Source organism: Flavobacterium sp. N502540 (assembly GCF_025947365.1).
Taxonomy (GTDB): domain Bacteria; phylum Bacteroidota; class Bacteroidia; order Flavobacteriales; family Flavobacteriaceae; genus Flavobacterium.
On sequence record NZ_CP110012.1, the window covers coordinates 172673 to 194869 of the forward strand.

At 32.1% G+C, this 22197-nt stretch carries 17 protein-coding genes, 1 tRNA gene and 1 pseudogene; 8 read left to right on the top strand and 11 right to left on the bottom strand.

Translation table 11 applies throughout. From position 1 onward, the window contains the following. Positions 1–127 precede the first annotated feature (127 nt). A pseudogene (locus OLM58_RS00760) lies at positions 128–647 on the bottom strand (hypothetical protein). A 184-nt stretch (positions 648–831) separates the two neighbouring features. Between OLM58_RS00760 and OLM58_RS00765 the strand changes: the two are divergent. Next, on the top strand, positions 832–1242 hold the full coding sequence (locus OLM58_RS00765; RefSeq protein ID WP_264530801.1) for a helix-turn-helix domain-containing protein: 411 nt from the start codon (positions 832–834) through the stop codon (positions 1240–1242). A 484-nt stretch (positions 1243–1726) separates the two neighbouring features. Here the strand turns inward: OLM58_RS00765 and OLM58_RS00770 are convergent, their stop codons facing one another. The 3 genes from OLM58_RS00770 to OLM58_RS00780 all read right to left on the bottom strand — a co-directional run bounded on the left by OLM58_RS00770 (position 1727) and on the right by OLM58_RS00780 (position 7268). Then, positions 1727–5476, bottom strand: coding sequence for a leucine-rich repeat domain-containing protein (locus OLM58_RS00770; protein ID WP_264530802.1), 3750 nt, complete (start codon positions 5474–5476; stop codon positions 1727–1729). A 323-nt stretch (positions 5477–5799) separates the two neighbouring features. Then, complete coding sequence (locus tag OLM58_RS00775; RefSeq protein WP_264530803.1) at positions 5800–6960, bottom strand: hypothetical protein; 1161 nt, start codon at positions 6958–6960, stop codon at positions 5800–5802. Positions 6961–6971: 11 nt separating this feature from the next. Then, positions 6972–7268, bottom strand: a complete 297-nt coding sequence (locus OLM58_RS00780) for a hypothetical protein (protein WP_264530804.1) — start codon at positions 7266–7268, stop codon at positions 6972–6974. Between the two features lie 225 nt (positions 7269–7493). Between OLM58_RS00780 and OLM58_RS00785 the strand changes: the two genes are divergently transcribed. The 4 genes from OLM58_RS00785 to OLM58_RS00800 are packed head-to-tail and all read left to right on the top strand — an operon-like array spanning position 7494 to position 10312. Continuing rightward, on the top strand, positions 7494–8123 hold the full coding sequence (locus OLM58_RS00785; RefSeq protein WP_017496092.1) for a response regulator transcription factor: 630 nt from the start codon (positions 7494–7496) through the stop codon (positions 8121–8123). A gap of 5 nt (positions 8124–8128) precedes the next feature. After that, the gene (locus OLM58_RS00790) at positions 8129–8836 is read left to right on the top strand and encodes a hypothetical protein (protein ID WP_264530805.1); all 708 of its coding nucleotides are present in this window, start codon (positions 8129–8131) and stop codon (positions 8834–8836) included. Between the two features lie 4 nt (positions 8837–8840). After that, positions 8841–9488, top strand: a complete 648-nt coding sequence (locus tag OLM58_RS00795) for a hypothetical protein (protein ID WP_264530806.1) — start codon at positions 8841–8843, stop codon at positions 9486–9488. After that, positions 9485–10312, top strand: coding sequence for a sensor histidine kinase (locus OLM58_RS00800; protein ID WP_264530807.1), 828 nt, complete (start codon positions 9485–9487; stop codon positions 10310–10312). Before OLM58_RS00795 ends, OLM58_RS00800 begins: the two co-directional genes overlap by 4 nt. 22 nt (positions 10313–10334) lie before the next feature. On the opposite strand, the gene OLM58_RS00805 is transcribed toward OLM58_RS00800, so the two are convergent. From OLM58_RS00805 to OLM58_RS00835, 7 genes are all read right to left on the bottom strand, one after another. After that, complete coding sequence (locus OLM58_RS00805) at positions 10335–11393, bottom strand: nucleotidyltransferase domain-containing protein (RefSeq protein WP_264530808.1); 1059 nt, start codon at positions 11391–11393, stop codon at positions 10335–10337. A 12-nt stretch (positions 11394–11405) separates the two neighbouring features. Then, the gene (locus tag OLM58_RS00810; protein WP_264530809.1) at positions 11406–12167 is read right to left on the bottom strand and encodes a nucleotidyltransferase domain-containing protein; all 762 of its coding nucleotides are present in this window, start codon (positions 12165–12167) and stop codon (positions 11406–11408) included. A 99-nt stretch (positions 12168–12266) separates the two neighbouring features. Next, on the bottom strand, positions 12267–13415 hold the full coding sequence (locus OLM58_RS00815; protein ID WP_264530810.1) for a hypothetical protein: 1149 nt from the start codon (positions 13413–13415) through the stop codon (positions 12267–12269). Between the two features lie 155 nt (positions 13416–13570). Next, positions 13571–14368: a TatD family hydrolase gene (locus OLM58_RS00820; RefSeq protein WP_264530811.1), complete on the bottom strand. Its 798-nt coding sequence runs from the start codon at positions 14366–14368 to the stop codon at positions 13571–13573. A gap of 439 nt (positions 14369–14807) precedes the next feature. Beyond that, positions 14808–16229 (bottom strand): RtcB family protein, encoded by a 1422-nt coding sequence (locus OLM58_RS00825; protein ID WP_264530812.1) that lies wholly within the window; start codon positions 16227–16229, stop codon positions 14808–14810. A gap of 428 nt (positions 16230–16657) precedes the next feature. Further along, positions 16658–18898 (bottom strand): hypothetical protein, encoded by a 2241-nt coding sequence (locus OLM58_RS00830; protein ID WP_264530813.1) that lies wholly within the window; start codon positions 18896–18898, stop codon positions 16658–16660. A 240-nt stretch (positions 18899–19138) separates the two neighbouring features. Then, positions 19139–19256, bottom strand: a tRNA-OTHER gene (locus OLM58_RS00835). 496 nt (positions 19257–19752) lie between these two features. On the opposite strand from OLM58_RS00835, the gene OLM58_RS00840 reads away from it, so the two are divergent. The 3 genes from OLM58_RS00840 (at position 19753) to OLM58_RS00850 (ending at position 22187) form a co-directional block, all read left to right on the top strand. Then, positions 19753–20367 (top strand): hypothetical protein, encoded by a 615-nt coding sequence (locus OLM58_RS00840; RefSeq protein ID WP_264530814.1) that lies wholly within the window; start codon positions 19753–19755, stop codon positions 20365–20367. 102 nt (positions 20368–20469) lie between these two features. Beyond that, complete coding sequence (locus OLM58_RS00845) at positions 20470–21507, top strand: helix-turn-helix transcriptional regulator (protein ID WP_264530815.1); 1038 nt, start codon at positions 20470–20472, stop codon at positions 21505–21507. Between the two features lie 221 nt (positions 21508–21728). Beyond that, positions 21729–22187, top strand: coding sequence for a MarR family winged helix-turn-helix transcriptional regulator (locus OLM58_RS00850; RefSeq protein WP_017496101.1), 459 nt, complete (start codon positions 21729–21731; stop codon positions 22185–22187). Positions 22188–22197: the final 10 nt, after the last annotated feature.

Sequence of the window (22197 nt, forward strand, 5' to 3'; positions counted from 1 at the left end):
TTCAAATTTAAAATTAATGTCGGTTTTGAGACCCCGTAGAAATACCTGATTTTGTAGTAAAAATCTGCCTTGAGTTTTGTTTTTTAAGAATACTATTCTTCTTTGATGCGAATCGGGGTTTAAAGGATCAGGGTAGGTAGAATTGTGGTGTGAGGTAGAAAACGGTGTCGATAAAGAATAAATTCTCTTGAAACGTCAAAACATTTTCATCATGTAAATCTTCAAGAATAATACCCAATTCGGGATTAAAATAATCATTGTTTCTAGTGTTCAGAAAATCCAATTAATTGATAGGCAGTATCCCAAAAAAAATAATTATGCAGCAGTAAATTATTCAAATAATCTTCCCATGTTTCATAATAGATACTATCATTCAATTTGACAACTTTATGCTTATTTTGAAGATACACTTTTTGCTCGGCGCCCGAAGATATGAAAGCATTAATGTTAATTCCGGTAATCCAGAAAGAATTCCTGTCGCAGAATTCTTTTATTAACGCTGTTTCTTCACTTTTGATTTGCTTGCCAGACTTAAGCGCTCTGCCTGTGCTCGTGCCCTTTCTAAGGTAACGGGAGATTGTTTGGATAGTATCTCCATGCCTAACCTGGATCTTTCCTGAAATGATATTTTGTAGTTCATTTTTCATGAAGTTTATAATGCAAATATAAATATTTTAAAATTACTACTTATCTGCCGAAATAAGACATCGTAAAAGTAAGAAAAAGAATATATTTACAATAAATAAAAAAACACCCGAAAGTACATTACCAAATTAACCTTGTATTTTACCGATCGCTGTTTTTATCAAAAAAATTAAATATCTTTGAATTATGAGCACAGAAACCAGACCCAGAAATATTGGCCGAAATATCAGCCGTATCAGAGAACTTCGCGGAATGAAACAAGAGATTCTTGCAGAAGCTATTGGAGTAAGCCAGCAATCTGTTTCGAATATTGAAGCCAGCGAAAATATTGACAAAGAAAAACTAGTACTAATTGCAAAAGCACTTGGCGTGACGGTAGAAGCGATCGAAAATTTTACAGAAGAATCTGTTTTTAATTTCTTTAATAATTTTTACGACAATAGTGCTAACAATGGTCCTCAAGGAAATGGAGACAGTAACACTAATTTTAATTGCACCTTCAACCCTCTTGATAAAGTGGTCGAGCTGTACGAACGTCTCGTTCAGGCCGAAAAAGACAAGGTCGAATACTTAGAAAAATTAATGAAATTGAAATAACATTCTCACCAAGAGAACTTTCTGATAACAAAATGCGCAAATCATCTTTTTGATTTTGCGCATTTTTTTTGTTGCCATTTCTTTTTTAAAGTTGTGTCAAAATTTAAAAAAACAAAAACTTTGACACAGAAGTTGTGTCAAAAAAATAAAAAATAAAAATTTTGTCACAGAAATTTTGTCACAGAAGTTGCAACAAAACAAAAATAAAATCAATTTTGTTACAACTTTTGTGGCAAAAATAAAAAACACAAAAAAATTGCCACAGAAGTTGTGGCAAAACCAAAATAAAAATCAAATTTGCCACAACTTTTTGTTGATGAAGGAATATTTTATTTCTTAAGGTATTACTTAGCATTAGGCACCAAGTCCAGACGATTTGAAAATGAGTTTAGGCTGAAAAGAAAATTGGGATTTGCTTTTTCTCTTATATAAAATTGAAAAAAGCGCAAAACTTTGAGGTTTGCGCTTTTTATTATCATATTTACTATAATTTCCCTGCAATTATATCTTCTTGCGTTTTCATTGTATCTTTTGCTTGACCTATAATTCCAGCTGTACTATTAGGATCAATCTTTCTAAAATGATCTCTTTTTAATTGATCTACAATCTCATACCAAGCATTATTTGGTTTATCATATAGACTAATAGGAACTCCCTTAAAATTAGAACTATATTTGCCTAGCAAATCCCCCCAATGAATTTTTTCCAAAATAATTGGAACTAAAGCTACTTTATCATTTGGATCTTGACTTCTTTCTATACCTCTTTTAACTTCTTCATCTAATATAAATGGTGTACTAAAAAAATCTACACTTACAAAATAAAGAATTATATCTGCTTCATAAAATTTACTTTTTATTTTTGCGTCCCAATCTTCACCCAATTCTAGCTCTGAGCAGTGCCATGTTTCTACTTCTCTGGTTATTTTAAAAGGGGCTATTTGCTTTTGAAATTCATTAACTTCTTTCTTATTCTCTTTAGCATATGAAATAAATATTTTCTTCATAGTTTCAGTATTTTTATTAGTGGTGAAATTTTTATATAAACCGCTTGCTTGCTCTCTAGATTTTGTTTTATCAATTTTTCGAATTTCTACATTTCTCTCATTTTGCATTTCTGATCTATAATCTAAACCAAATGCAGTTATTTTATTTATAGTTTTTTCTTTGTTCTCAAGTGTTTTATGATGCACAAAGTTTTTATAATCTATTGAAACATAAAGATCGTCCGGACTCTCAAAAGGAGTCTTACTAATATTATGGAAAACTTCAGTTTTTAATTCACTATACTCTGCTTTTTCACTTACATCATTTTCTTCTAGTCGAGGCTTATCCCAGTATAAATTCAAAATATCTCTAAATATTTCCTGTTCTAAATTATTTAATTTAGAGTTTGTTCGTTTTGATTTAATTGAAACAGATATTTCTAAATTATTGAAATCAAGTTTAATCAATACTTTACAACTATCTTTTGTAAATAACAACTGGTCTCTCCAATAATATTTTTTATGCTTATTTTTACCATAATAACAGATTAATTGATTTATTAATCCAAATGGAATAAAATATTCAAATTTCATTATAAAATTTGGCTCTATAAAATCAAATGTAAGTAATTCATATATTCGGTCATCTTCTTCGGTAAGACATAGATAACCAGGAATTATATATTTATCATCTAATTCATCAAAAAAAATTACTTTCTGATTTAAAAGCAATTTTATAAGTTTATGATCTGTAAATTCATCTAAAACTTCTTTTTCAATAATCCCTTTTTTTTCAATAACGTTTTGTTGAGATAATATGGTGTCATGTATATATTGAATTGTCTTTGAAGGATCTACCCAGACAATATCTTTTAAATCAATATCGTCTTTATAATATAAAACAAGACCAGCAAGCGCCAGTTCTCTTAAAACTTCAGGCAATAATAATTTATCTGGATCACTATCTCTTTTATATTCTTTTCCTATTTCGGACAAAAATATATAATCAGATGTAGTAGTTCTTAAAATGAAATTTAAAAAATCTTTATACCAGATTGGTTCGTTTTTAACTATCTGCTTTTGGGTAATTAATTCCTTTAAAGTTTCTTCTAAAAAATTTAGACTAAGACTGTGAATTATAGATTTTTTTACAGAATCATCATTCAGAGAAATAAAAAATTCGTTTTTAATATTAAACCTTTCACAATCTCCTTTATAATTTTCTCTTTTATGTTTATCTAGATCTGCATGAGTTTGAACTAATAAAATAGGTTCTGCCTTTTCAAGTTCTAAATTTTCCTTATTTTCCTTATTTCTATTATATTGAAATTTCAACTGATTTAACCAATAATTTCGATTATAGTCTCTGGTTAATTGACCATTTCTATCCTTTCTAATTTGGTTTTTATCATAATCTTTATTCCATAAAAGAATGTTAATAGAATCGTTACTTAAGAAAGCTTTATACAATCCATGATAATAATCTTGTCCTCCAAAATCATAAAAAACTGCTTTAGGAATTGAACCTTTTCTTATTTTCTTCGGCAATGTTTCTATTTGTACAATGTGTGTACTATGAAGATTATTTTTAATTATCCTAGGCTCTTTCGTCTGCAATATATAATCTAGAAATGTGGATTTACCACTTTCTGTATTACCTAAAAATAATACTTTTGCTGGTAAACTATATTTTCTTTTTGACTCATTTATTTTTTTTAAAGCATTTAAAATTGTATCATAATTATTTTTATCTTCCAATAAGATATTAGCGAAACAAGGATTCTTTTGAGCCTGAATTCTTAAAGATGGAAAATTAATAATGAATTCAAATTGTTCGATTTCTATAATTTTATTGCTTGATATATCAAGATTCACCAAAGACTTTAAATGAGAAAAAACCGAAAGATCAAAAATTTTATTACCGTATAAATAAACAAATTTAAGTTTTGTTAATTGCCTTAAAATAGATATATCCGAAATTTGATTGTAACCTAAAAATAGAAAGTCTAAAGAATGAAGTTTTTTAAGAAAAGATATGTCCGAAATTTTATTATTACCTAAAAATAAGGTGGTTAAATTAGTTAAATTTTCAAGAATTGAAAAATCGTTAACTTTTATATTACTTAAATATAAAGTTGTTAGAGTTATATTTGTTTTGAAAACCGAAATATCTGAAATAGGATTACTACTTAAATTAACGTTTTTTAATACTCCTAAACATTTTAGTACTTCAATATCAGAAATCTGATTGCCTTCAAAATTTAAAAAAGAAACATTTATTAGTTCTTTTAAAGATGAGATATCTTTAATTTTATTTTTATTACAATAAATAGTTTTTAAATTGATATTTGTTTTTAATGGCGAAATATCTTCAATTAAATTAAAACCTAATACAATCTCATTTAAATTAATGAGACCTTCTAATGCTAAAATATCGGAAATTTGATTACGTTTTAGATCAACTTTAGTTAACTCACTTAAATTCTCTAAAACTGAGATATCAGAAATATTATTTTCACTCAAATCTAATATTGAAAGATTTGTTAAATCGGCTAAATCAGAAACATCTATAATTTTATTATTACTTAAGTTTAACGTTGATAAATCTACTAAGTTTTTTAAAACTGAAATATCAAAAATTTCATTAGAACTTATATTTAGTGAATTGAGTTCATCCATAAATTCAAGATATGAAATATCTGAAATTTCATTAGAACAGATATCCAATGTTTTCAGTTCACTCAAGTAATATAACACTGAAATATCCAAAATTTCATTATTGCTTAAATCGAGATGTAATAAATCAACTAAATCTCCTAAACCATAAAGATCATAAATATTATTTTTACTTAGATTTAAAGTCCTCAAACTATCAATATCTATTAAACTTGAAATATCAGAAATTTGATTTGCACTTAAATTTAAATCAGTTAAAGATGTTAAACTTTCAAAAACTGAAATTTCGGAAATTTCATTATTATCTAAATATAAAACAGTTAGATATTTCAAGTTTTTTAAATTTGAAATATCTGAAATTTCATTATTACTTAAATATAATTTTTGCAGACTTGGAAATTCATTTAAAAATGAAATATCACATACTTTGGCATTACATAAATTCAGCACGATTATTTCTTCATTGTCATTAGTACAATAACTATTCCTATTATATTTAATTTCTGAAGGAAGCTTTTCTATTAAAACATTTAATTTTTTTTCTAATTTTAAAATTTGAATTGGTTTACCCATAATATCTTTTTATTTATAAATGCTTAAAAAATTGAACATTTCAAAACTCTATTCCAAGCCTTTTTTTTCACTTTTGCAATTAAAAGTATCCTGTAAAAAAAAAATCAAAGATGCATAAGATTTAGTATGTTTTTTTTACGGTTTACCATAATCTATAGTAAATTACTAATTTTTGTTCTCAAATATATATAAACAAAAAGCCTTCAAACCAAGTAAAAACACCTGATTTAAACAAAAGCTTTTTCTCAAGTTCCAAAATAAAAACACTGCTGTACAATTATTTTGCACAGCAGTGTTTTTTATCAAATTATTAGGCTTTATAATTAAAGTTTATTTAACTTGAGGTCACCATTTGCATCCGAATTTCCAAAATTATAAGTAATATTCAAAAAACCAAGAAAATTAGATTTCTCAATATCATACTTGATCGTTAAAGGAATCCAAATATCTTTAGTTACACGAATTCTGAAATCGGAACTCGCTAAAAAAGTATTCTTTTTTTCATCAGCTAATTTATTTTTCAAAATCGAATTATACTCCATATATAATTTTATTTCAAATACACTTTGTTCATTTCTTTTAAACATTTTATAGTTAAGACCGGCAGAATTTCTCGATTCTAATCTTTGAACACTCTTCTCTATTAAAGTGTCGGAGTAAATTAAATTTGATCTAATATCTAATTCCAGCTGTTTAAAACCTTTTAAAAAAACAGTCCCGAAGGTAAGTTTCTTATTATTTCCCTTATCGTTAGTAGTTCCATTTAAAGAAAGTGTCCATAATGCTTTTTTTTCAAGATCGGAATATTCATCTTTTCTTAATTCATGAATTTTTTCAATATAATCTTTCAATTTTATCGATTTGTTCCGGTTTTCAAACTCAGTAAGGATTTGATCAAAATAAGGATTTGATTTACTTAATTCATCTATTTTATCAAATTCTTTATCTTTCAGTATAGAGGTTGCTATGTTTATAGCTTTTATATTTGCACTTAACTCCTTGTTATCTGTTTTATCTAATTCATCAACAAGTTTATCATATATTTTAGACAATTCACTCCTCCAAAATTTATATTCAAGTGCAAGCACAGTTTTTGCAAAATTGACAACGTCTTCGTCTCTCTTATTAAATACAGCGTAAGTAATTCCGCCAGAAAATCCTTTGTAATTAAATTGTTCATCAAAATTAAGCTTGGTATTGAACTCTAAATTTCTTGAAAATTTCTGTTTAGAAAAAACTATATCTTTTGTGATATTCTCGCAAAAAATAGATTTGATACCGTATAAGGTAGAATTAAATTCAACACTTTTGTTTGGCCCCGTTAAATTACTAGTTCCTAATTGAAAAATACTGGAAAGTATATCTTTATAGTTCCCAGATTTTGATTTCTCGGTCATCTCTCTAAGCTTTTGAATTGTATCATTTTGAGCTAGTACAATATTAGACACCAATAAAGCTAAAAAACATATAAAGTATTTTTTCATGATCTGTTTATTTAAATTTCGAAATAAAATAATTCAGTAATGAATGGCTTCGTTGTCACTCTTTTAGCATTATGAAATGGTCCTCTGGTAAAACTACCCACTAACTCAATTTCTGTTTTTCCATTTATAGCGTTCATTCCAAATAGTTTAAGGGTATAGCGACCGCTTTCTATATTAAAATCTTGATTAAAAGAAGTTGGAGATTCATACTCAATTTCTTTACGAGTGTCTATATTTTTGATTTCAACTCTAATTGGCAGGGGTGCTAATCCATCACTAATTCTAACTTTTACTTTAATTGTTTTCATGATTTCTATGTTTTTAGTTAACATCTCAAAAGTATCCTGATAACAGTATATCAATCAATTACCCTTTTGGGTGATATTTTATTTTTTACAATTCTCACTTTATTTTTTGTAAGTTTATTCTATAAATACCATTTGTCTTTTTTGAGTTAATTTCTAATATCACCCAAAAGGGTAATTGCGGTCAATGAACTTATTGTACAACTTTGTAAAAGAAAATGTAACGCCATGAAGATACAAGTAGCCATAGTAGAGGATGATAAGAATTACAATCAGGCCTTAAAAAATATCATCGATTTCCAACAGGATATGGAATGTGTGGCTCAGTTTTTTAACGGTAAAAATGCTTTGCAAAAACTGGAAGCCCTGGAACCAGACGTGGTTTTAATGGATATTCAGTTGCAGGATTTATCAGGTATTGATCTTGTTTTTAAATTAACAGACGTAATGCCAGGCACAACCTTTGTTATGTGCACCAGTTTTGAAAATGACGAAAAAATATTTTCGGCATTACGTGCAGGTGCAAGTGGTTATCTGGTAAAAGGAGATCCGCTAGACAAGATAATTCAGGCGATTCAGGAAGCTCACAAAGGCGGTGCCCCTATGAGTTTTGCGATTGCAAAGCGCGTTTTACAACATTTTCAGGAAACAAAAGTACAAGTACAAACCTTATCGTTACTGACTGTAACCGAAAAAGAAGTTCTTGACTTGCTGGCGCAGGGACTTCTCTACAAAGAAATTGCCGATAAAAAAAATGTCACCATCGACACCATTAAAAAACACATTGGCAATATCTACCGAAAGCTACAGGTAAGTAACAAAATTGAAGCAATTAACAAGTTTAACACCAAAAACTAGAAATTATGGACACACTAAAACTACAAGAAAAAGTTACTAAAAAAGCATTTTTAAAAAAATTTGAAAAATCACCACCGCTAGTTCTTAAAACTATGCCGGATGTGGAGGTTGATTCAAGAAATAAAGCCTTAAGAAAACTAGCAATAAAGAATATGATTTATGATTTCTGTATCGATTCAGAAAATTTCATTTCTGAAATATCTAGTTCTTATGATAATGCCCCTGTAGAAGAAAAGAAGAAATTAGATTACTTTAAAATATACTTCATACAAGATGATAATGATCAATTTTCAATTTGTTTTTCTATATCTTCTGTAGAAACCGAAAAATTTGGAGATAAAGATTTCTTTTTCAAAATTAAGGCTAAAAAAATAGAAAAAATTGAGAAAGAAGACTTTATAAAATATAGTAACAATTATAAAAATAAATTACTTCAAACAATTAATACACAAACCAGGATTGGTGATCTCCAAATCAAAAATACAGAAGCAGTTAGTTATAAACTTAAAGACCTCTACTTTTTTATTCTAAAGCATTTTTTAATTAACTCTAAACCTGAATCTAGTTACTCAGAATTGTTTTTTGAAATGATTAAATTTGAAGAAACCGCTGAAGAGCCTACAAATCAAAATAAATTGAGTATCGTTGTTCGTGCACAAAGTGTTTCAAAAGGCAGAGCTCAAGCATACGACTTTGGAAGAGTTTATCCTTAACTAAATGGAAGTATTACAAATTGTTTACATAAGTTGTTTAAGCATAACAACACTAAAAGCAATAGTTTTGGGCTGGAAATATACATTTCCTGCTCAAAACTATTTGGGTATTTATCTAATTGGGACTTTAAGTTTAGAAGTCTTTGGAGAAATTAAAGCCTACTTAAAGCAATTTGACTTTGCCGTTTATTATAATATATATGCAATATCCTGCATTCTATTTTTTGGAATCTATTTTTCAAAAATCTATATCGGAAATTTTAAGCGAATTGGATTATTTGTTGCATTCATCCTTTTATCTTACTGTTTCATTTTTATTGATATTCTAAGCACAAAGTTTTTACCACAACTAGGAATATTGGTAGCTTTATTCTACATTTTTAATTCCATTTTGTGGTTTTATCAAAAACTTCAAATTCCGGTTGAAGGTAAGATTACCGACGATCAGAATTTCTGGATTTCAACCGCTTTACTTTTCTGGAGTACTTACATTATTTTTAGGTTTACACCTATGTATTTATTCGAAAAGGAAGATCTGTTTTTCTTAGAAATTCTAAAAAAAATTAGCTCTGTAGTCAATTTTATCATGTATGCTCTATTTTATTATGCCCTTATAAAATATGAGCGAATCACAAAAACCTCAACTAAATGAGCGAGCTGCCTCACGAAATAAAACTTACTTATATCATTGCCATCATAGTGATGCTACTTTTTGTTTGTTTTATAATTATCGTCGTGTTTATTTACAACAAAAAACAGCTTATTCAGCAGCAGGAAAACCAAATCAAAGAAAGCGAGTTTCAAAACCAGTTGCTGCAGAAAGAATTAGAACGTCAGAAAGCAATTCAAGTAGAAAGAGAGCGTATTTCGCAGGATATGCATGATGATCTTGGTGCCGGAATTTCGGCCATAAAACTTCAGGCAGAATTTTTAAAATATAAAATGCCTGAAGAAAGTTTTTCGGAAGATCTGGAAGTCATTATAACTACTTCAGAAGATATGAATTTAGCCATGAGAGAAATTCTCTGGAGTCTGAATTCTCAAAATGATACTATTGGTAATTTTATAGAATATGTGAGTCTCTATGTCAAACGTTTTTTAGACAAAACGACTATAACATTTCAGCTAGATTCGAATATCATTGAAAAAGAAACCAATTTATCTGTAAAAGCCAGAAGAAATCTCTTTTTGGTAGTAAAAGAAGCCGTACACAATGTATACAAACACAGTGAGGCCACTAACCTACTGATTAGATTTGAGGAATCTGATATTTCGTTTAAAATTGAAATCATCGATGACGGTATCGGATTTTCTGAAACGATTCAAAAAGGAAATGGTATCAACAATATGTCGCTTCGAATGGAAGCCATACATGGCACTTTTAAAATTGTTTCTGCTCAAAAAGGGACACATTTATTGTTTGTGTGCCCCTTAGAAGATCAAATTTTAGAACAGTACAGCAAAGAATCTTTTTAATACATCAAAAGCAGGCTTTTCCTTATTTATACAATTCTTCTCTAATTTTGATTAGAGTTTGAACGGCCTTTTCTTCATCAGGTTTGTCAGGAAGATTTGAAGTTACGTAATGACTTTCGATTGAAGCAATTAATTGATCGGCCATTTCTAATAAATCATCGTATTCTTTATTTCCTGCTTTTATATCTAATAATTCATCCCGATTAGAAACTCTGATATTTAATTTTCCAGTGGACAAAATCTGTTCCGCAGTTTGTAAAAGTCTGATAGTATGCATCATGTTTTTACTGTCATAATTCTTTCCATGCTGCTGATTCGTATTGTAACGATCTTCGTTACGCTTCTCAATCCAATTCCAGTATTCAGTATATTCTTTGCAATACTTTGAATAGCCATCCTGATTACAAGACAAGTAACCCATTAGCTTTTCATCTTTTGGAATTGATGAAAGCGAAACTTCATTGGAGGTTTCTTTCTGAATAATTCCTTTATAGCCTAAAGTTTTATTTTCGTCATAAAACATGGCAAACATTCCTTTTGAATTAGGCAGATTTACTAAACCTATTTGTTCCTGATTCCAGTTATTCTCTTTTAAAAATGCCAATAAAGAAACTGTTTCGTATCCATTTAAAACATAACAAAAGTCCAAAAGGTTTTTCTTTTCCTTTGGCATTGGATTTACAATTTTCTTGTTTAAACCTCTCGCCTTTTTGATCTGAGTTACGGCATAACCTGCAAAAGAATCTTTGCAGAGTTTAGACAAAAAATCTCCTAATTGTAAACGCTCCATCAGCGGATGTTTGTACAAAATACAATCTTCCGGTGAAGCTAAAATTTCCAAAATATTAGGATTATTTTTAAGCAATAATTCTACAAAACGCCCTATTTCGTAATAAACCTCATCATTCGTCTCATTACTAACCTGCGGAATATAATCTAACCCAAAGAATTTTTCTTTTGGCAGATAATAGACCCCTTTAATATCGGTATCGGATGTTGGTGTATTTAACCCAAAAGATCTACTACCCGAAATAACTTCGAATAGGATTAGGTTTTGGGATTTTAAATTTTGGATGGTCATTTTACTGAAATTTTAAACTAAACTATTCTTAAATGTTTCTCTTCTAAAAAACAAATCCAACTCTTCATTTATCTTATTCCCACTTCCTAACTGACTTGCATTCTCTTGATTAAATTGTATTGTTTCCAATAAAAAATCGGTTATTAAAGTTTCTTTAGGGTGCAAATATTTTTCGTCCTGATGGGCTTTTATATTTTGCAACTCTATTATTTTCTCTTGTATATTTTGTGGTGCAATTGGCAATAAATCGGCAAAAGCAACGGGTGGAAAAGTATTCTTTTCTATAATCCATTTTCCTGCTAAAGCTGTTCTTAAAGCGTAGAAATAACTCTTTAGTTTTACTTCTTCCATTTCGCAAACTTCCATAAAGTTTTTCGTTGTTCCTAAATAGTGGTGTAAAACCGCTATTGGTGAAAAACATTCAACGGCTAAATCTTGCATTTGTTTTACAAAATCATCCTCCTGAAAATACACAACTGGCGAAAACAACCACTCAATCAAAGCTGTATTAGATTTTGCTAATAACTTTACAGATTTACGTAAATCCCATCCAGAACCATCAAGGTCATCTTCGGTCATGAACTCGATAACGTCCGGTTGTTCCCAAAGCGACAAATAGTATTCTGGTTTGTGTTTGTATATAAAACGAATATCATAATCGCTGTCCGGAGAAGCAAATCCCCACGCACGACTTCCAGATTCTACTGCAAAAAGTACCTCTACCTCTTTCTGCTTTTCTATTTCTTTTAATTTTTCTAATATTTTTTCTTTCATGATTGTTTTCAATGTAAATAAACAAAAAGCCTTCAAATCAAGCACAAATACCTGACTTAGAAGTCAACAAATAAAATTGCTAAGTAATAAAACTGCTATTTAATAGTCTTCATCTTCTTTTGGAGCTGTTTTATTGCGGGTAGTGATCTCCCAATTTTCTTTTTGGTAAGGGTTATCTATTTTATTAATTTGAACTGAAATTTCTAATTCTTCTTTGTCTTCATCGTTTTTATGAATAAAAACCGCAAATTTATATCCTTTTATCTTTTCGATAAAATCCTCGGTTATAGCATTATTTTGATAATACTTTCTTACTATGTTAATTTCTTTTGAAAACTGAGTGTTTTCAGCTAAAAAACCTAATAATTGTAACGCAGTTTCTTTTCTAAATTCAGTATCATCTATTTTGTCGGGTTCTACTTTTTTATAAGACGTACTAAATTCTAAAGTCAAATTATCACAACCTTCTACACTTGCCTTAATTATGGTATCATTCTTTTTGTATACTTCTGATATAGTTTCGGTATAATTGTGCATTTCGATGCTTCTGGTACGTTTTTCTACTTCAGGAATGGCATTAAAAATAGTTTTCGATTTTAATTTTGCCATTTTACAACTGGACAAATACGATTCTTCGTATACATTCCCATTTTTGTAGATAAAAGATAAGTTTGTAGATTTTAAATCCTGACCTGAATACGTTCTAAAGTTTTGTGTAACCTCCACTTTTAATTTATTATCGACAAAATCTGCTTCGTCAATAATATTATATGAAAAAGGGGCATATCCTAAAATACGATGCGATTCTTTCTCCTTAATTTCATCTTTCATAATATAAAAAACGAACTCATTATTGGTGTTTACATTTCCTCCCAACATTCCTTCAGACGATCGATATATTACATAATCAATGATTCCATCATTATTAAAATCACCTTTTTCAATAATAGCAAATGAAACTGTATATGGATCGCCATCATTAGCAAAGCTTACATAATAAGGAGATTCGTTTATTTGCATTTCCTTATACTTTTGTTCGCCAATCTCTTCGTTTATAAGTCTTTTTAAAAGATTGCTTTCAATTTCGGTGAGAATTACTTTTTCTTCTTTTGGTTCTACAGTAGAAACCGTGTCTTTAGTATTCTTTTTATATACTGCTTTTACTTCTTTTTTACATGAAAATGCTAAAGCGATAAATGCAAGCAGCATTATTTTATTACTTTGAAAGTATATTGATTTATAAGTCATTAATCAATCTATTTTTGGGAATTGAAATGTTTAAAATTTTATTGCTTATAGGCGCGTATAGTAGTTGCAACACGGTTTCAAATTAACAAATAAAAAACCACAAACTCACAAAGTAATTTTGCAAATCTGTGGTAAAAACTAATTAAATTATAATTCTAAATCCCAAAAAAGCTTTTAGAATTTCGTGTCGTTTCTTCCGCCACTTTAGCTAAAGTAATTCCTTTAAACTGTGCAATGGTGCCGGCCACAAAAGGCAGAAAAGCAGGTTCGCAACGGCGTTCGTGATATTTCTTCAAAAGGCTGTTCGGTACATTTTTAGGAAGCATAAACGGCGCATCGGTTTCGATCATCAGGCGGTCGAGCGGTACGTATTGAATGACTTCTTTTAAATGAGCGAAACGTTTGGTATCAGAAATCGCTCCGGTAAAACCCAGATAAAATCCGTTATCGAGATAGGTTTTGGCTTCTTGCAGCGTTCCCGTAAAACAATGGACCACGGCTTTGGGCAATTGCGGTAAATAGTCTTTGGTAATATCCATAAACTTTGTAAAAGCTGCTCTTTCGTGCAAAAACAAAGGTTTCTGTACTTCAATCGCCAATTCGAGTTGGGCTTTATAACAGGTTTCCTGCACATTTCTGGGCGAAAAGTCACGATCAAAATCGAGTCCGCATTCGCCAACCGAAACTACATGTTTTAGTTCTAATAGTTTTCGAAGTTTCGAAATACTCTGTGCATCGAAACTCTTCGCATCATGCGGGTGTATTCCTGCTGTCGCATACAGTACGCCCGGGTACTGCCTCGCCATCTTAGCGGATTCTTCACTGTTTCGTATGCTTGTGCCCGTGAGGATCATCTGCGATACGTCGGCATCGAGTGCGTCTTGTACGACATCGTCTGTGTCGTTTTGGAATTGTTTGTTGGTTAGGTTAATACCTATGTCTATATATGTCATTTTTTTTAAAGTTGCTAAGGTTCTGAGAGGCTAAGGTTTCTTCCTCATTGGAACCGAATTATTTTTTTTAAGTTGCAAAGGCTCAAAGAGGCAAAGGTTCAGAGGTTTTTGCTCTTTGAGTCTTTTTTTATTATTTTTTTTTAGCGTAATATTTGTCATTTCGACGTAAGGAGAAATCTTAGCAAGAAACTCTACAAAGATTGGACTCACGTTGCGGAGCTCCTTGTGGAGATTTCTCCTTACGTCGAAATGACAAAAATGGGAAGAACCTTTGCGAACCTTGCGTAAATCCTAGCCTTCTTTGCGGTTAAAATTACCACAAAGCGTTAAACACACTGCTGTACGCTCCTACTCTGAAAACTGCGACTGCGACTGATCACTAAAAACACACCTCCACACTGAAAACTGCGACTGAACACTAAAAACTGATCACTGACCACTAATCCTCCTTACTCCCATCATCCGCCATTCTCACTAATTTAGGTGTAAATTTAGCCACTACATCCACTAAATCCTCCTGCGCTTTCATCACCTGATGGATATCTTTATAAGCCATTGGCGCTTCGTCCAGACCTGCCCCGATAAGCGTAACGCCATGATCGCTCAGGATTGATTTCATCTCTGTTGCTGTAATGTTTTTAATCGCCTGAGTTCGGCTCATTTGTCTTCCCGCTCCGTGCGAAGCCGAATTGATCGCGTTCTCCTCCCCTTTTCCTCTCACCAAAAATCCCGGTGCGGTCATACTTCCCGGAATGATTCCCATCACGCCTTTTCCGGCCGGAGTTGCTCCTTTTCTATGCACGATCACTTCTTCGCCGTTCCAGATTTCTTTCCATGCAAAATTATGATGGTTTTCGACTTTGGCTAAAATCGTCGCTCCTAAAGCACGTTCCATTTTGTTATGGATAATCTCGTGACATGCCGAAGCATAATCTCCCGCCAAATTCATCGCCATCCAGTATTCCTGTCCCAGTTGGGTGTTCATATCTAAATAGGCTAAGTTTTTCGCCACTTCCGGAAGTTTACAAACCTCTTTTGCAATTTTAGTATAATGTCCGGCGATTGTAGCTCCCATTCCTCTTGAACCCGAATGCGTTAACAAAGCGACATATTTTCCTTTTGGAATATTCAATACAGCATCGTCCTGAGCAAACTCCATGATTCCGAATTCCACAAAGTGATTTCCACCACCCGAAGATCCTAATTGCGACCAGGCTTTATCTTTTAAGTTTTTCACAAACGGATTCATATTGAAAGTCTCATTCTCCAAAACCGCATGATCTGATTTGTACTGACCGTGAAATCCGTGGCCCGCTCCAAAAATAGAATTCTTAATCAATTCTTTTTTGAATTTGGCTTCGTTTTCAAAGTAAAAATCTTCCGGGATATCATAAACCGACAACGCCATTCTACACCCAATATCAACTCCAACACCATACGGAATAATGGCATTTTTTGTGGCCAGAACTCCGCCAATTGGTAATCCGTAACCCTGATGCGTGTCGGGCATTAAAGCTCCGGCAACGGTAACCGGTAATTTCATAGCTACTTCCATTTGTTTTCTGGCTCCGTCTTCGATATGATCCAGCCCGTAAGCCGAATACGCGTTTGGATTTTGATTTAAAGCAATGAAATCTTCCGGTTTTTCATTCGATTTTTCGATTAAAGCAACCGCCAGTTTGCTGAACACTTTATCGTCTATATAATTCTCCGGAGTTTCTAAGACGTTTTTGTAATGAGCAATCATTTCGTCTCTTGTAAATCCGTTTCTTTTGCTGTTTATTTTTAAGGCAATCCCGATTATTTTTCCTTCCGGAAATCCTAATTCTAATATTTCTGTACCGTTTATTTGTGTTTTCATTGTTTCTTTTTTTTTTTAAAGGGGCAAAGTTGCAGAGGTTTATAGGTGCAAAGGTTCTCTACTGCTGCGCAGTTATTTTGCGTAGTTTTTATTTCACGCAGATTTTGCAGATTCGAGCAGATCTAAAAATGATTTGTTATAAATAATCTGCGCTTATCAGCTGAAATCTTTTTAAATCTGCGTGAAACATTAAACCTTTGAACCTTTACCTCTCTGAACCTCTGTACCTCCAGTTATTTTGCGTAGTTTTTTTTCTCGCAGATTTTGCAGATTCGAGCAGATCTAAAAATGATTTTTATAAATAATCTGCGCTTATCAGCAGAAATCTTTTTAAATCTGCGTGAAACATTAAACCTTTGCATCTTTATACCTCCAAACATTGTCCATCAAACCCGACAGGCTTTTGAAACCTGTCGGGTTTACAAACATTAATCAATTAATAATTGTGTCACAACTGCCGGATTCATCGCCCATTGGGCGGTATAAACCTCATCAGCATTTTGATCTTCGGTGATTGTTAAACCTTGAGCTTCCGCTTTAAGTTGTAATAAACTACCTATATTCAATTTACTGTTCAATTTGGCAAGCAAAGCCTGAACTCCTTTAAAGTCCAAACCTTGTACGACCTGACCTCCGAAAGTCATTTCCAGCCAAACGATTTCTCTTTTGGCTACATCCAAAACTCCAAAGACCAAACCTTTCGCCACATTCTGCGTCACACGAACCTGATGATCCACACAAGACGGATCGTAAGCAACTCCGGTTTTCTCCGAAATTTTCATCGGGTGTTTACTGTTCATCCAACCTACTATCAGATTTGGCGTGATACTTCCGTTGCTGTAGGCATTGCAGGTAAAAGTCACAAACTTAGCTTTGGCTTTTGCCAATTCGTCGATGTTGATGTTGATATATTCGGCAGTTCCAATTTTATTCGGAATACTTCTCATATCACCACTATGCTGACAGCCCGTAGTCGTCAATCTACTAAACGAACAAATATCAGAACGATCTTCGTAGGCAATATGACAGCTTAAATCCATATCCAGATGTTGAGCAGGCAAACCTGCACCCCACTGCATAAACAATCGCACTTCGTTGCCTTCAACCGGGAAACGCGTTCCCATTAAAGCTACAGGTAAATCCTGAACCGTATCACTTCGATCTCCTATTGAAACCGGAATGTTAAACAATTGCGGATCGATATAGATAGTTTTATTGGTATTTTTAACCGCTGCGAATCTTTTTTTCATTGCCAAAAGACACAAATCCTCAATCTGATTTTTCATCTCCTCTAACTGCAATTCGTCATACAAATTCAACAATGCGTTTGGGTTTACTCTTTTATTGGTTCCTCCTAAAGGCTTTACACTTCTTTGTATGTTTTTATCAAAATAATTTGACGCATACATGTTCAGCGTAAAGATCAGTCTAGCCGGAACTTTATCGATAATTTCAGAAAAATGAGCAATCGTTTCGTCTGCTCCAAACCAAAGCATATTCGAAAATAAAGAGCGGGCAAACAAACCCGGACGTTGCTTTAACAACGCAAATGTTTTATCAGCATCAAACTTTAGCCTTGACGAATTTACTTTTCCCTGCCAAACGTCATATACCTGATTGTAAAATACATCCATTAAAAAATTCAATTTCTCAAATCCTTTTCTTTTGCTGTATTCTGCCAAACGCAAGGCACGGATAACACGAACCCACATTCCTCTTTTTGGATGCATCGTTTCGCACATGGCTTCAACTTCCATATCCATATTATTTAACCAGTTGGCAACCATCAAACATTCTTTTCTTGAATATTTCAATTTCAAATCTTTTTGAGACGCCATTCTCGCCTGCACACTTGTATCCAAAACAGTATGAAAATGCTGTCCATTTTTAGCAGCTCTTTTAACAATAGTTTTTGGCTCGATGATCTGAAGCATTCCTGTATTCTTAAACCATAAATATCTTAAAATATCCGTTGGTGTTTTCAAAAATTGCGATGCTTCGTCTTCTTTACCGTTTTCAATCAAAAGATCGATTACAAGCATTAAAGTTTCCTTCATTGCTACCTCGGTTTTTGGTAAAGGCAAGTACTGCATAACCATTTTTAAGGTATCTATCTGAGTGGCGTCTAAAGCGGTTTTGGATTGCAATAACGATATATAGAAATCATTTAAATCTTTTTCGGACCACAATTCCAGCATTTTTAATTTGCTTCCCTGTCCCATTTTTTCGATTTTACCAAATTCAAAAGGGGTTCCACAGAAGGGACAACCGTTGTATCTTTCTAACGGAAAAGTATTATCGGGAATTATATGTCCGCAAGATAAAGTTGTTCCGTTTTTAGTTTTAAAAACATTTCCGAAATACGTAATAATATGATCCAAAACAGATTCTCCTGTTGGAACATTCCATTCTTTTACCAATGGTGTCCAGTTTTTATCAGTTCCTAAAACTTCTCTCAAAACTTCTAAAACCTCAACTTTATAAGTCGAACTTACATTGTTTAAAGCATGAAGTAAGGATTCTGAAAATGTAAATCCAAGTTTTGAAACATTGGCTAACAAAACTGAAGTTGTTCCTGATAAATTTTTAACGTCATTCTTAATCATTTCTGATGGAATGAAAATAGCGTTCTGACGTAAACTGATTTTTAACAATGTTGTTGTTTTCATTTTTTTAATTTTTTAAAATTTAGATAATGGTGCTTCTGATTCTACCTAAAAGATCTGAAGTAAGAAGCACTTGACCTTAAATTGGAGTGTAATAGACTAACTAAGCTAAAATGGAGCGGGCGACCGCGAAGAAGTAAGTTAATCTTGACCCTCGTTTATTAATGATAATTTTAAAACTTGTTCGGACTCGAACCGAAAGTTACCAATTGTCTGAAGTAAGTTTTAATTGATCATCAATAGTGAAGCAGATGGGATTCGAACCCACGACCCGGACATTAGAAGTGTACGAAGTAAGTTTTGATTGACCTTTTGCCGATAATCTCAAAACTACCTGCTCTAACCGCTGAGCTACTGCCTCTATTATGATTGTAAAATAAAAAGGTAATGGTGTAAGTGTGTACGTTGGAAAGTTTTCTGAAGTAACTCAAACTTGACCTGTTTTATTCTTTATTTAATTTCTATGAACGTTTGTTTTTTATTTCTGAACAAAGATTTCAAAACCAATACGCAGTTATTTTGCGTAGTAAAATTTCTATTTCATTTTTTAGAAATACTATTTGTTTTATTTCTTGAGCAAAGATTTCAAAACCACTACGCAATTATTTTGCGCAGTAAAAAAAGATTTTTAAATTTGAGTAAATATTAATTTGAAAAAAGTCTATCAGTCCCAGAGGGACGTTATAACTATAGATTTTTCAAATGCATTTGATGAGCCCCAGCGGGGCGACATATTCTATCAATGAAAGGAAAATAAAGATGTCACTCCGCTGGAGCTTTTGATTCTGTGTTATAATTTGGCTATAAATACTTAGCTCTTACAGAGCTTCTCATAAGATTTAAATAAAAAATACCATATGAATTTAGAAAAAATCTATTCTGATTTACTCTTGAACATTGGATTTCCCCTGAATGAAATTCAGCAAAACTGGATGTATTTAGAAAAGGCCTATTCCAAAAAATCAAGGCATTATCACAATCTCACGCATTTAAAAGAAATGATGGAAAGCTATGGGGTCTATCGGAATAAACTTGAAAATCCGAATGAAGTATTACTCTCCATTTTTTATCATGATATTGTTTACTCTTCTTCCAGAAAAGACAATGAACTTAAAAGTGCCGAATTCGCTTTGTCCATTTTACCTGAAAATATCAATCTAAACAAACAATTCATTTTTAATGCCATCTGTGCTACGCAACAGCATTTACACAATACAGTTGAAGATATTAACTGGTTAATCGATTTTGATTTGAAGATCCTTGCTAAAGATTGGGAGGATTATAAAATCTATTTCGAGCAAATTAGAAAAGAGTATCACATTTATCCTGATTTTCTCTACAAACCCGGGCGTGCTAAGGCGCTGAAACATTTTCTGGAAAACGATTTTATTTTTCAAACGGATGAGTTTAGGAATTTATATGAAAAGAAAGCAAGATTGAATATTGAAAAAGAGATTTCCTTATTAACGTAAACGCGCGTGAGGGATTGAGGCGGTATCCTTTTGTGAAGAGAAACGGAACAAAAGATATAGCCGAAAGCCCGACCCGGAGGGACACGCCCAAAAATACAAACCATGTCACAAAACAAAAATGCCTTAATTCGGTACAAAACAATAGACAAATGTCTTCAAAACAAATACCGGCAATGGACTTTAGACGACTTAATTGAATGTTGCTCTGATGCTTTGTTTGAATACGAAGGCCGTGCCAACCCCATCAGCAAGCGAACCATTCAGATGGATATTCAGCTCATGCGAAGTGAAAAACTGGGGTACAATGCCCCCATTGTGGTATATGATAAAAAGTACTATAAATACGAAGACGACGAATTCACCATAACCGATATACCCTTAACCGAAACGGACATGAATGTGCTCACCGAGACCGTTTCGATGTTAAAGCAGTTTAAAGATTTCTCTCTCTTTAATGATGTATCCGATATTCTACAGCGTTTGGAGGATAAAATCTACGCCGAAAAATCGCATACTAAACCCGTTATCTATCTCGACAAAAATGAAAAACTAAAAGGACTTCATTATCTGGATGAGATTTATCAGGCCATCATCAAAAAGGTGGCTTTGGTTATTACCTATAAATCGTTTAAATCTCAGGAAGAAAGCAAATTTCATTTTCACCCTTTTATTTTAAAGGAATTCAATAACCGTTGGTTTTTGGTAGGAAAGAAAAAAAGCTCACAACCGATTACCAATTTAGCCCTGGACAGAATTATATCCATAGATTACGATTTCAACATTCCCTATTTAGAAGAAAACTTTGATGCAGAGCTCTTTTATAAAAACGTAATTGGGGTAACCGTTAATACAGGTTTACAACCCAAAAAAATCGAACTTTGGATAGACGCAACCAACGCTCCTTATGTGATAACCAAACCTCTGCATCATACACAGCGGCTCATTAAAGAAAATGACGACAAAAGTATTATCGTTCACTTGTTCATTTCTCCAAATTACGAAATGGAACGTATGCTTTTAGGATTTGGCGACGGGATCGAAATCATCAAACCTGAAAATCTAAGAAATAGAGTAAAAGCTATACTTCAAAAGGCAATTTCAAGGTATGAACCCGAAAACGCCATTGAATTAAAGCCATAATTTTTTACAAAATGCAGAATTTTATCTTATTTTAAAACCATAAAACAATTTTTACAGCATTAATTTTGTTAAAACATCAAAAAAGAATAGTATATTTCAATTAAATTTTAACCGTAAACCCCTATAAATCAAAGGGATTTTTTAACTAACCAAAAAATTATTAAAAAATTATATGCATGCATAGTATTTTTTAGTTATATTTGAAATCGATATAGTTACATATGAAAGAGAAAACAATAGATTATATTCTGCGTGCTACATGGCAAGCTGTATCAAGAATGTACAATGAAGAGGCTGCTAAGTACGATGCCACAATGGCTACCGGGTTTGCCCTTTTGAGTATAGATAAGGAAGAAGGAACCCCATCGACAGCTTTGGGGCCCCGAATGGGCATGGAAGCCACAAGTCTTACCAGAACATTGAAATCTATGGAAGATAAAGGTTTGATTGTTCGCAAAAAAAACCCAACTGATGGTCGTGGTGTTTTGATTTACCTGACTGAATTTGGAAAAGAAAAAAGAGATTTATCTAAAAATACGGTTCTGAAATTTAATGAAACGGTAAGAAAACATGTTTCTGATGAGAAACTAAACCATTTTATCGAGGTTTCTGAAATCATAAACGAATTAATTCAGGATAAGAACATATTCAATCAAACAGAAAAATCAGAAAATGAATAACCTTAATTCA

Excerpts from the sequence above, each read along its gene's own strand:
- OLM58_RS00765 (WP_264530801.1), top strand. The coding sequence starts at position 832 with ATGAGCACAGAAACCAGACCCAGAAATATTGGCCGAAATATCAGCCGT.
- OLM58_RS00770 (WP_264530802.1), bottom strand. The coding sequence starts at position 5,476 with ATGGGTAAACCAATTCAAATTTTAAAATTAGAAAAAAAATTAAATGTT.
- OLM58_RS00775 (WP_264530803.1), bottom strand. The coding sequence starts at position 6,960 with ATGAAAAAATACTTTATATGTTTTTTAGCTTTATTGGTGTCTAATATT.
- OLM58_RS00780 (WP_264530804.1), bottom strand. The coding sequence starts at position 7,268 with ATGAAAACAATTAAAGTAAAAGTTAGAATTAGTGATGGATTAGCACCC.
- OLM58_RS00785 (WP_017496092.1), top strand. The coding sequence starts at position 7,494 with ATGAAGATACAAGTAGCCATAGTAGAGGATGATAAGAATTACAATCAG.
- OLM58_RS00790 (WP_264530805.1), top strand. The coding sequence starts at position 8,129 with ATGGACACACTAAAACTACAAGAAAAAGTTACTAAAAAAGCATTTTTA.
- OLM58_RS00795 (WP_264530806.1), top strand. The coding sequence starts at position 8,841 with ATGGAAGTATTACAAATTGTTTACATAAGTTGTTTAAGCATAACAACA.
- OLM58_RS00800 (WP_264530807.1), top strand. The coding sequence starts at position 9,485 with ATGAGCGAGCTGCCTCACGAAATAAAACTTACTTATATCATTGCCATC.
- OLM58_RS00805 (WP_264530808.1), bottom strand. The coding sequence starts at position 11,393 with ATGACCATCCAAAATTTAAAATCCCAAAACCTAATCCTATTCGAAGTT.
- OLM58_RS00810 (WP_264530809.1), bottom strand. The coding sequence starts at position 12,167 with ATGAAAGAAAAAATATTAGAAAAATTAAAAGAAATAGAAAAGCAGAAA.
- OLM58_RS00815 (WP_264530810.1), bottom strand. The coding sequence starts at position 13,415 with ATGACTTATAAATCAATATACTTTCAAAGTAATAAAATAATGCTGCTT.
- OLM58_RS00820 (WP_264530811.1), bottom strand. The coding sequence starts at position 14,368 with ATGACATATATAGACATAGGTATTAACCTAACCAACAAACAATTCCAA.
- OLM58_RS00825 (WP_264530812.1), bottom strand. The coding sequence starts at position 16,229 with ATGAAAACACAAATAAACGGTACAGAAATATTAGAATTAGGATTTCCG.
- OLM58_RS00830 (WP_264530813.1), bottom strand. The coding sequence starts at position 18,898 with ATGAAAACAACAACATTGTTAAAAATCAGTTTACGTCAGAACGCTATT.
- OLM58_RS00840 (WP_264530814.1), top strand. The coding sequence starts at position 19,753 with ATGAATTTAGAAAAAATCTATTCTGATTTACTCTTGAACATTGGATTT.
- OLM58_RS00845 (WP_264530815.1), top strand. The coding sequence starts at position 20,470 with ATGTCACAAAACAAAAATGCCTTAATTCGGTACAAAACAATAGACAAA.
- OLM58_RS00850 (WP_017496101.1), top strand. The coding sequence starts at position 21,729 with ATGAAAGAGAAAACAATAGATTATATTCTGCGTGCTACATGGCAAGCT.